The 5,941-nt window shown below is 54.0% G+C and carries 11 protein-coding genes; 2 read left to right on the forward strand and 9 right to left on the reverse strand.

Annotated features, from left to right (window positions below):
- On the forward strand, window positions 1-329 hold a 329-nt coding region (locus KBZ15_RS16665), incomplete at its 5' end, for a hypothetical protein (protein ID WP_255016330.1).
- A gap of 222 nt (window positions 330-551) precedes the next feature.
- Here the strand turns inward: KBZ15_RS16665 and KBZ15_RS16670 are convergent.
- The 4 genes from KBZ15_RS16670 to KBZ15_RS16685 form a co-directional block, all read right to left on the reverse strand.
- Window positions 552-1,649 (reverse strand): hypothetical protein, encoded by a 1,098-nt coding sequence (locus tag KBZ15_RS16670; protein WP_255016332.1) that lies wholly within the window; start codon window positions 1,647-1,649, stop codon window positions 552-554.
- Window positions 1,650-2,172: 523 nt separating this feature from the next.
- The gene (locus KBZ15_RS16675) at window positions 2,173-2,319 is read right to left on the reverse strand and encodes a hypothetical protein (protein ID WP_255016333.1); all 147 of its coding nucleotides are present in this window, start codon (window positions 2,317-2,319) and stop codon (window positions 2,173-2,175) included.
- 273 nt (window positions 2,320-2,592) lie between these two features.
- On the reverse strand, window positions 2,593-2,829 hold the full coding sequence (locus KBZ15_RS16680) for a hypothetical protein (protein ID WP_255016334.1): 237 nt from the start codon (window positions 2,827-2,829) through the stop codon (window positions 2,593-2,595).
- Window positions 2,830-2,924: 95 nt separating this feature from the next.
- Window positions 2,925-3,137, reverse strand: a complete 213-nt coding sequence (locus KBZ15_RS16685; RefSeq protein WP_255016335.1) for a hypothetical protein — start codon at window positions 3,135-3,137, stop codon at window positions 2,925-2,927.
- Between the two features lie 9 nt (window positions 3,138-3,146).
- Between KBZ15_RS16685 and KBZ15_RS16690 the strand changes: the two genes are divergently transcribed.
- Window positions 3,147-3,482, forward strand: coding sequence for a hypothetical protein (locus tag KBZ15_RS16690; protein WP_255016336.1), 336 nt, complete (start codon window positions 3,147-3,149; stop codon window positions 3,480-3,482).
- 166 nt (window positions 3,483-3,648) lie between these two features.
- Here the strand turns inward: KBZ15_RS16690 and KBZ15_RS16695 are convergent, their stop codons facing one another.
- The 5 genes from KBZ15_RS16695 to KBZ15_RS16715 all read right to left on the reverse strand — a co-directional run bounded on the left by KBZ15_RS16695 (window position 3,649) and on the right by KBZ15_RS16715 (window position 5,905).
- Entirely contained in the window at window positions 3,649-3,945 is a 297-nt protein-coding gene (locus tag KBZ15_RS16695) for a hypothetical protein (protein WP_255016337.1), read from the reverse strand.
- 141 nt (window positions 3,946-4,086) lie between these two features.
- Entirely contained in the window at window positions 4,087-4,353 is a 267-nt protein-coding gene (locus tag KBZ15_RS16700; RefSeq protein ID WP_255016338.1) for a hypothetical protein, read from the reverse strand.
- A gap of 388 nt (window positions 4,354-4,741) precedes the next feature.
- Complete coding sequence (locus KBZ15_RS16705; RefSeq protein ID WP_255016339.1) at window positions 4,742-5,014, reverse strand: hypothetical protein; 273 nt, start codon at window positions 5,012-5,014, stop codon at window positions 4,742-4,744.
- A gap of 1 nt (window position 5,015) precedes the next feature.
- Window positions 5,016-5,660: an AAA family ATPase gene (locus KBZ15_RS16710; protein WP_255016340.1), complete on the reverse strand. Its 645-nt coding sequence runs from the start codon at window positions 5,658-5,660 to the stop codon at window positions 5,016-5,018.
- A gap of 41 nt (window positions 5,661-5,701) precedes the next feature.
- Window positions 5,702-5,905 carry a hypothetical protein gene (locus KBZ15_RS16715; RefSeq protein ID WP_255016341.1) on the reverse strand — a complete coding sequence of 68 codons (204 nt, stop codon included), beginning with the start codon at window positions 5,903-5,905 and terminating at the stop codon, window positions 5,702-5,704.
- Window positions 5,906-5,941 lie beyond the last annotated feature (36 nt).

Below are 5,941 nucleotides of genomic sequence, written 5' to 3' on the forward strand. Positions count from 1 at the left end.
AATTAGTTTTGGGCGCTGGCTTTGTCCGTGTAGGTCCTAAATGGAAGGAGGTATTATGTTTCACGCTCTTTTATGAAGAGCTTCTTAGGGCAAAAGGCCTAAAAAAGCTTGATAGTGGATCTATCGTTCGAATTGATGATGAGGGCATTGTTCCTTCTAAATATTATGAGCAATTAGGCTCCGCAAAGCCTCTAGGCAAGATTGATTCATCTTCTTTAGCTGCTAACCAATCTGATCACACTTTTGAAAAATTCACCACAGATGATTCGTCCTCGGAGCTTATTGAATTACTCCGGGCGGCTGAGAAATCGCTTTCACAGCTTGATTAATTGTCTGAGACCTATTGAGGGCACTACGACAAAATACTGGTTTCGATGACGGTACAGCAAGCCTAGGTAGACACTGGTACGAGACCTCTTGGCCTGGTACCAACAGGGGGCCGAATTTCTAGGCGCCCTCATAAGTGGTTGTTTGGCTCCTTTTCTGTCCAAAAATTAATCGCTACAGGTTTTATGTTATCTGCCTGCTTAGATTATCAATCTCTCAACATATCAGATTAACGAGAAGAGCTTCTGCATGTAAGGAAGCAGGGCTACTAGCTCGGCAGGAGGATATTCGGCACCGATGCAAATTTCTGTAATTAGCAAAGGTGGTGCTTTTACAGGAAACTTTTCCCAATCTGCATATTTTAATGAATCTTCAACAGAATCTTGCTCACTTGGATCCCAGCTTGATCCGCCCCCAATAGCAACCCAGGCATTCGTTGACGGCTTAATTGTTATTACGCCACTATTGTAGCTAGATTTTATATCGTCCGAGTGTACCCATAATGCATCTTCATTCTCTTTCAATATTTTTGGGAGCCATCCAGGATAGTGGCGTTTTTTTCCGTATGCAGCCTTTCCTGTCTTTGCAAATCCAAGCGTCTTAGCCTGTTTTTGAGTTAGGTAATGTGCCCAGCAAAACATACTTTGGTCATCACCGTTGTCACCCTCTTCATCCCAGCGCTGGGGGAACGCGTCGTTGAAACCTTCCCAGCCTTGCTCGTGGTATGAGTCGGAGAACGTTGGACCAGACACGGCAAGCCCATTTATAGCTATAAGGCTATATGTACAGGTGCCAATGAAGGCCCCGCTGTCTGTGGGATATCCATTAGGGCTTCTTTGACTCTGTATTGCATTCGAAGTGAGCGCATTAAAAACCCTTGGGACAATGCCATGTGGCGTTAGCGGAATATCTTGGCACCATTCGAGTGCGCAAGCTGATCGACAATATGTAGGCCAGAAATCATCACAAAGAACCATTGTTGAGCTTGAAGCAAATTCCAATTTGATCTGAGATTCGCCAATTGAGATATCGATTGAATGGTTAACTATTTCGGTGACGTCGGCAAAGGAATCTCCGTATTCTCCGGTTCCCCTGGCTTCGCTATCGTCAATAGCCCATAAACTGCCTAATGCATCCAGGGCATCAACTTGATCGATGCGATCGGTCTCAATTAGATAGATCGCTTTAGCTATTGGGCACAGGAACTCTAGGCCACGCTTCTCGAGCTCCAGCAGTGCGATCGTCTTATTTTCAGCGGATGTCTCGGGGGAGAGAAGAACCTCGCGGTTGAGAGAGAGCGTATCTACTGAGTCGAGCGTCATTTGCTGAACAGAGCCAATGCATGAACCCTACATTAGATTGAGCTTTTAATCGATAGCATCGACACTTGTAGTCATGTTATGTAGGCAGCCCATAACATTATCTTCTGATTCTGCGCAGCGGCTATATTTTATTATATGTACAGCTCTCTGATGCTCCTGACTCTAGGCGACCCGTAGTCTGAAATGCCATTAGCACCCCAGCAAACGGTCAGGTCCTTTAAAGCGCTGCTTTTATCGATGATCGCAATGTTTATTTCACATAAGTGGAGATCACTTCTTCATTGATTGTGGTTGGGCTTAGACCAGAGTTCAATTCAATGTGATTCTATGTTGGATACTGTTCTTGCACTGTGGATGGGCCCTTGGTGCTGCATTGGGTTGTTACAGCAGTTATTTTTGTCGCTACGACATCGGTGGCGGATACTGATATGCAAAGGATTGATAATAGGCTTTTCATTTGAAGGCGGGCAAGAAACGGTGATAATCAACAATCAAGAGCAACAAGATCCTTCTGCACTTGTGCTTAAGCAGCAGCCACCATACGCTTCTGCATTTCTTCTGCGGTGTCCCAGAGGCTTGCTTCCTTGTCGAAGGCATGGCTTTGCTGATTAAAAAGCTCAATTAGCGTTGAAGCAGGATGACGCTTCTGGCTGCGAGCAGCAGGCATCATTTACTCTAAGTCCCCAGCTTCACTAGCGGCTAGAGCTTCCTTGAGCATACTTTTAAGTCTTCGATAGCAATGCAGCTCAGTCTGATAGCTCTCTCTGCAACTTAGATAATCAGTCGCAGAAGGCAGTGTCTTGTTCATCACAAGCAAAGAGCAACCGCTTATTTAATTATAGGCGGTGGAAATGCAAAAGGAAAGCCGCTTGTTTTTTGCCCGCAGTTCTAAAGGTAGCAGGACCAGCCCAGGCGGTGCAATAGGAGCGGGCTGCCGCTCTGCTCATTCTTCCTCGTCATCATCTTCATCGACTTCGTAGTCAAAGCTATTTATTAGCGTCTCCCAATGTTGATCATTCTCCCGTTCTAGCTTAAATGAATCCGATAGATTATTCTTGGCTATTAATGCACATCTAATTTCGCTTTGAATTAGTTGGCGCAAGAAGCGTAGCTGGTCTTCCCTCATTAGTGTTGATGCACTTTTGATGAATCTACGGTATGTCGGCAGGGTGCTGATCACCACCGCCAGGGTTCGGTGAGACCGATCACCACACTCCAGTGACCGCCGCCTGAGTGTTCTGCACCGGGCACTGGCCGTAGGGGCTCTGGGCCGTCTCAGGTGCATCGATGCAGGCCAGCCGTAAAGTGAGCGCCTTCCCCCCCCTGGCGGACGCGGATGGTGTCGCCATCGCCGATCGAAAGGATGGTGGCGGTGGCAGGCTGGGCGACTGCCACTGCGGGCCACGACAGCGCCACCAAAGCGACCGCAGCCAGTAGAAACCGTCTAGCCATCGCCGGAGTTTGCACCGGCAGCGCCAACCTGTGCATCCACCTCGCATGACAATGGCCCGAAAGCGGCTGCTCTTTGGCTTTGCACTCGCAGCCTTGGCGGCAGGCAGCGCCCTGGCCCAGCAGCCGGTCCAACCCCTGTCCAAAGTGGGTAGCTGCCCGCTTGGCTACTACAGCTCTGGCGGTTACTGCGTGCCCAGCAGCAGCGGCAACACCCGGGGCGCCATTGAAAAGGTGGTCGGCGGCTGCCCGCTGGGCTTCTACTCCTCCGGTAGCTACTGCGTTAGCAGTCCCAGTAACGAGCGGGAGGCCATTCAAAAAACCGGCAACGGATGCCCGCTGGGGTGGTATTCATCCGGCGGATACTGCGTCAAGAGCCGGTGATGCGCGAATGCCGCCCTCCTTAGGAAATGCTTTGGGGCCGTGCAGCAAATGCCATGCCACGCCCGCGCTATCGCCAAGGCCCGCTACCGCTGGGCAGTAATGCCCCACCGCCTGAGCTCTTTGGCCCTGAGCAGGAGCTCCCACCGGCAGCGACTATGCGCAGTTGCTAGGGACCTATCTGATCGGTTGCTGTGTCGGAGCTGGCCAGGTTGAGCTGGTGCGATTTCGATGCCATCGAACACTGCGGCCAGATGCACCTGCTCGGCAAGGGTTCGAAGGCGCACACCATCAGGATCACGGCCGACACGGGACGCTGCTCGAGACGCTTGGCCGCAGCGCCGCCGATGCCTGGTTGTTCCCATCGCCGCGTACTGACGGCCACCTGACGCGGCAAGACATCGCCGACCGGATGCGCCGCGGGGGCCAGCAAGCCCGCGTGCACCCCCCGCGCAAAATGCGCCACACACATGCCACGCATGCGATCAGGCGCGGCGCCGATGTGTTCACGCTGTAGCCGACGCTCGGTCACAGCAGAAGCGCGACTACCGGCGCCTATGTGGCCGCCAATCCGGCGGATTCAAGCAGCTTGCTGTTGGGGTGAGGCTCAGAGCCTTCTGGATTTCAGCTCTTGGTGCACCAGCCAAGGAATGAAGCTCAAACCAAGAGTCAGAGGCGCAAAGAAAATAGCCCAGATCAATCCCCATCGAATGGGTGGCCACTGCACTGATCTCAACCCAAGACTGTCGTTGCGCATGTGACCGCTGACCCAATAGTTTTTACCGGTCTTGCTTGTTCTGTAGTGACCGCCGACGTATTGAGTGCGGCGCATCATTGCAGCTTTTCGATAGCCCATCAGAAATACCGGCGGCAAGGCGAACGGGTAGCTGGCTGAGATTCGGCACCACGCCTCTCAGGCTGGCACGGACGCAACGCTTGTTACGGCAAGCCGCCTAGGTGACTATCCGCCTAGGCGATCAACATAAAGATAGTCGAGATGACAGATATGCACTAAGCGCTTCATCTTGATTATGAATAAAATTGCACTACTGGGCTCCTCCCTGGTCTTCAACGCGTTTCTTGGTTCCGCAGCCTTTGCACAATTTCCAAACTTAAACCAGCAGCAGCAATGCACTAGATATACAAACTACAACGAACCTTTTGCTGTCGGCAGTTGCACCCAGATAGGCACAACTCAGAACGGCGTGCCTGTCTGGCTGTGCTGCAAGTAGCGACGCCAGATCGCTAAAGCGCTTACATAGCTAAGCGCTCTGCTGGTCAAGCCATGCGGCGATCGCCTGGTCGACCACTTCGCTGGCGTCGATGCTGGTGCCGCTTTCTTGCTGCCTATTCACATAGGCGCGTAGGCGGCTAGCCGTTTCTGGCTGCACATACCAGGCGCGCATCTTCCAACTGCTGCGCTTGCTGCCTTCGACCTGCTGCCGTGCGCGGCGTGCTGGTGCTTCGGCTGGTGCTGGCAGCTCGATGGCCGCTTGCTTGGCTTCGCGTTGCTGCAGCAGTTTCTCGAAGTCCATTTCAGTTCAGCTTGGTTTCAATTTCAGCGGCAAGGTCTGCCACCTGCTGCCATGCCGTAACGGCACCAGCGTCTGGCCTGTCGGTGTCGGTGCGTGCATCGCGCACGGCAACGCCAGCGGCTTCGGCTTTCGGCCATGCCGACAGCAGCGTGATCTGGCTGGCAAGCACCGGCAAGCCGACACGTTCAAGCACTTGCCTGGTCTTGATCGCGTCGACCTTGCGCCTGGTGTCGGCCATGGTCAGAACCACGCCAAACGGCACGCCAGTGGCTTTCAGGATCTCGGCCAAGTCCATCACCTGCTCGATGCTGCTTGCCGCTGGCTGGCATGGCGCCAGCACGAAGTCGCTGCCTTCGGCATAGGTGCGCTGCTCGTCGCGGCTGCCGCCAGCGGTGTCGACCACCACCAGATCCCACGGCTTCGCCATTGCCATCGGCGCCTGCTGTATTGGTGCCACGGCGCTGCCAGCAGCCAGCAGCGCACCTTCACCACGGGCGTGCAGCTTCGTGGCGCTGCCATTCGGATCGGCGTCAATTAGCAGCACACGCTGGCCAGCAGCAGACCACCACGCAGCCAGGTTGGTGGCAACGGCCGACTTGCCGATTCCACCTTTCAAGCCGCAAACAGTCAGAACGCGGTGTGCCATGCGCCGCAGCTAAGCAGCTAGGCGACTAGGTGGCAAGTCGCCTAAGCGTCTTCGTCTTCGTCGGTGTCGATGTAGTCGGCGATCAAGTCGGCCAGGTGTTCGCCCATCGAGCCGTAAACCTGCAGGATCTCCAGATCCTCCGGGTGCGTTTCGAGCGCGAGCACCAGCAGCCGCACGGCTGCGAGGGTGTCGTCGTGCATGGTTTCAGGTGCGCCGGCGCTCACTGCTGCCGGCTGCCTTGGCACCTTAGCAGCTAGCCGCCTAGGCGCCTAGTCAGTCGC

This window comes from Cyanobium sp. BA20m-p-22, from assembly GCF_024346275.1.
Taxonomy (GTDB): domain Bacteria; phylum Cyanobacteriota; class Cyanobacteriia; order PCC-6307; family Cyanobiaceae; genus Cyanobium_A.

Excerpts from the sequence above, each read along its gene's own strand:
- KBZ15_RS16690 (WP_255016336.1), top strand. The coding sequence starts at position 3,147 with ATGACAATGGCCCGAAAGCGGCTGCTCTTTGGCTTTGCACTCGCAGCC.
- KBZ15_RS16685 (WP_255016335.1), bottom strand. The coding sequence starts at position 3,137 with ATGCACAGGTTGGCGCTGCCGGTGCAAACTCCGGCGATGGCTAGACGG.
- KBZ15_RS16670 (WP_255016332.1), bottom strand. The coding sequence starts at position 1,649 with ATGACGCTCGACTCAGTAGATACGCTCTCTCTCAACCGCGAGGTTCTT.
- KBZ15_RS16710 (WP_255016340.1), bottom strand. The coding sequence starts at position 5,660 with ATGGCACACCGCGTTCTGACTGTTTGCGGCTTGAAAGGTGGAATCGGC.
- KBZ15_RS16675 (WP_255016333.1), bottom strand. The coding sequence starts at position 2,319 with ATGATGCCTGCTGCTCGCAGCCAGAAGCGTCATCCTGCTTCAACGCTA.
- KBZ15_RS16705 (WP_255016339.1), bottom strand. The coding sequence starts at position 5,014 with ATGGACTTCGAGAAACTGCTGCAGCAACGCGAAGCCAAGCAAGCGGCC.